Source organism: Wolbachia endosymbiont of Pentalonia nigronervosa (assembly GCF_014534705.1).
GTDB lineage: Bacteria > Pseudomonadota > Alphaproteobacteria > Rickettsiales > Anaplasmataceae > Wolbachia.
This window is the reverse complement of record NZ_JACVWV010000103.1, coordinates 1-3,044: the sequence shown is the minus strand read 5'-3', so window position 1 is coordinate 3,044 and position 3,044 is coordinate 1. Positions and strand designations below refer to the sequence as shown.

3 protein-coding genes and 1 pseudogene are annotated in these 3,044 nt (G+C 37.7%); all 4 read right to left on the bottom strand.

Annotation, left to right across the window (positions count from 1 at the left end):
• Positions 1-1,389, bottom strand: a 1,389-nt coding sequence (locus IC220_RS06715) for a phage portal protein (RefSeq protein ID WP_188153691.1), incomplete at its 3' end; no start/stop codon positions are given.
• A complete protein-coding gene (locus IC220_RS06710; protein ID WP_188153690.1) occupies positions 1,389-2,420 on the bottom strand; it encodes a PDDEXK nuclease domain-containing protein in 1,032 nt (343 codons plus the stop codon). The genes IC220_RS06715 and IC220_RS06710, both read right to left, overlap by 1 nt.
• A 27-nt stretch (positions 2,421-2,447) precedes the next feature.
• The gene (gene gpW, locus IC220_RS06705) at positions 2,448-2,672 is read right to left on the bottom strand and encodes a gpW family head-tail joining protein (protein WP_188153689.1); all 225 of its coding nucleotides are present in this window, start codon (positions 2,670-2,672) and stop codon (positions 2,448-2,450) included.
• Positions 2,662-2,850 (bottom strand): annotated as a pseudogene (locus IC220_RS06700) (terminase gpA endonuclease subunit); the annotation flags it as partial. The pseudogene IC220_RS06700 and the gene gpW, both read right to left, overlap by 11 nt.
• Positions 2,851-3,044: the final 194 nt, after the last annotated feature.

The following is a 3,044-nucleotide window of genomic DNA, read 5'->3' as shown; positions in this document are numbered from 1 at the left end:
CCTAGCATCAGAGTCAAAAAATAGGTTGAAAGAGTCAGCACGTCTTTGATCTTCTGCTATTTCTTGATCTACTTCCTCAACATCATAACCCAGCTCTGAAACTACTTCTGAACGACTCTTAAACCCATTTCTTACTGCCATCTGTTGTGCCTGCTGGTCTTTTAACGGATCCACCCAATCAAACCCCTGTGCTATCCATTTTACTTCTTTCGATGTTTCTTTTCCTGTTGTAGAAAGCTTTCCAGATAAAATAGCTAACTCTATCCATCTATTCCACACTGGTCGGCAAAATTGAAATACCATAATATTGTGTTGTAACATCGCACATCTTCTTCGAAACTCAATTAATCCAGCTCGAATTGATGAATAATTTACGTTAGTTAAATCCCCTGTCAGTTGCTCATAAGTGATACCCATACCGATCGCTATAGCTCTTAATTGCTGCCTCATGAACGCTTCATAACTGCCACCCACATCAGATGGCTCTGAAAATTTAATGTCTTCCCCTGGGTCTAAAAGCTGCATAGTTCCTGGCTCTAAACCTGATAATGCTACCCCATGCTCATTTGCTTCACTTTCTCCTAAAATGTTTGCTTCTGGATCAAGTCTCGTGATAAACCCGGCAAACATCGCTGCAGTCTTTTTTCGCACTAATTCAGCATCATCATATTGATCAAGTTCATAGAGTTTTAAAAGTACATTTGAAAGCCAGGGTTCTCCTCGAATTTGCCCTGGTCTCAGCGGTTTATAGATATGCAAAACATCACTTGCTGGTACTCTAACTGATTCTCCAAATGATCCTTCACCAGGATGCTCTCGAAAGAGGTAATACGCTTCTCTTTGCCCAAGTCGGTTAAATTCAATACCATTGCGAATAATATTGCCATTTGCTAAAGTTTGATTGCTCTTGTTATCCAAATGCTCTGATTCCAGTACTTGTAGCTGCAATGGTACAGAGAATCTATCTTCAGGTTTACGATTCCTCAATCGTACAAAACACTCTCCACCCTCAATCATACTTCTGCAAATTAGAGCTTGTAATCCATAAAAATCACTTGTTCCACAGCTATCTGCTTCATCTGTCCACCTCAACCACAGCTCTTGCACTTTTTTACGAAATTCTGGATCCTTAGCCTTTGATTGCGGCTTGATTCCCGTGCCAACACAATTTGAAACGATTGTATCAATAATATTTGCAGCATATGGGTTTTTTCTCACCATGTCCCGTGATCTGCTGCGTAGGTGTTCCAGGTTATGTGAAAGTAAACTATTTATTCCACTCCTTTCTGGCTGCCAGTACATTACTCTTCTTCCTGATCCTGACGCATCCCATGCAGAACTTTGAATTTTTGGTTTTTTGAATAGTTGTTTGAATGATTTTAAGAGCATTACTTTTCTTTATCTGAAATTTTTGATAACTCAGCTTCTAACTCTTCTATAGTTGGCAGAGCTGTTTTAATATTTTCTGGCAGGTTTTCAGTTATTCGGTATTCAGCAAGGCCTATTGGTTTATTTATATCTCGTAGAGCGTATTCAGCCAACACATTATCCTTAGATTTACATAAAATTAAGCCAATGGAAGGATTATCTGTGGAATGTTTTAGCAAATCGTCAACTATTGATAAATAGAAGTTTATCTTACCAGAATGTTCAGGTTCGAACTCAACTGCTTTAATTTCTATTACTACAAAACACCTGAGTTTTAAGTGATAAAACAGAAGATCTAAATAATAATCCTTTTTCCTTACTGTTAAATGATATTGGCGTCCAACAAAAGAAAAGCCTGCTCCAAGTTCCATAAGAAACTTCTCTATATGTGCTACTAATCCTTTCTCTATTTCTCTTTCGTGGGCATCCTTGCCTATGCTTAAAAAATCAAAAATGTATGGATCTTTGAGAGTTTGATTTGCTAAGTCTGATTGTGGAGAAGGCAATTTTTCCTTAAAATTTGTAACTGCTTTACCTTGACGTTTATGAAGATCAAGCTCTATTTGGTGCATTAGAATAGAACGGGACCAGCCATATTCTGAAGCATTTCGCATATAAAAAAGTCTTGCTTCGTGCTCCTTCACTTGATTCATTAGAACAACATGATGATACCATGGTAATTCTATAGCAGCTTGCTGTAGAAATTCAGGGTCTGGATAAAGTTCTGCAAAACGCCTCATATTATGTAGGTTAGCAATACCAAATCCCTTCATTTCTGGAAATACACTTCTTAAATCTTTACTCAATTGATCAATAACTTTTGCACCCCAACCATGTTCCTTTTGGCGTTTTAAGATCTCTGTACCAATATGGTGGTAAAGTAAAATAAGTTTGCTATTTACTGCAAGCGCTGCTTTATAACGATTGGTAGCAATATGTTCTTTCAAATGCTCTAAAAACTCCGTGTACTCTTTTGCTATAATTTTTGCCATTGGTTATCCTTTAAATAGTTTTTACTATTATACAATCCCTTTATTTGTTGCAATCACAATCCTTCTCTTTGGCTTCACACCTGCAATTTTCAATTCAGCTTTAATTCGTTGCCTTAAATTCAGTAGATCATTTATTTGCACCTCTGCATACCTCACCACATGATCACCGTAAGCAATTGATACCACTCTCCTGCCGTTTTGCAGTTTCTGAATTGCTTGCTCAACTTGAGCTAAATATTCTTCAGTGTACATTTTCTATCCATTTACTTTTGACTATTTTCTTTGGCTTTTTGCTCTCAGTCTTTTCACTCAAACTAACCCATTTACTCTCTTGCCAACGATCAATCCCAAGGGCTATAGATGCTGCTCTGGCATAAATTCGGCAATCAAGTGCTTCATTACGGTCTCTTATTTTCTGCCACTCCTGCTTAGGTAGTGTAGACATTCAAAAAGAAAGGAGTTATAATAACAATTTTTGAGAGAAGCTAAGGATGTTATACGACTTAAAAGATAAGCAATGGGAAAGGATAAAGGAGAGTTTACCCGGAAAGAAAGGGGATAGTGGAAGGAGTGCAAAGGACAACAGAAAGTTCATAGCAGCAGTGATGTGGATAGGGCGAACAG

Coding starts and splice junctions, on each gene's coding strand:
- IC220_RS06710 (WP_188153690.1), bottom strand. CDS start 2,420: ATGGCAAAAATTATAGCAAAAGAGTACACGGAGTTTTTAGAGCATTTG.
- gpW (WP_188153689.1), bottom strand. CDS start 2,672: ATGTACACTGAAGAATATTTAGCTCAAGTTGAGCAAGCAATTCAGAAA.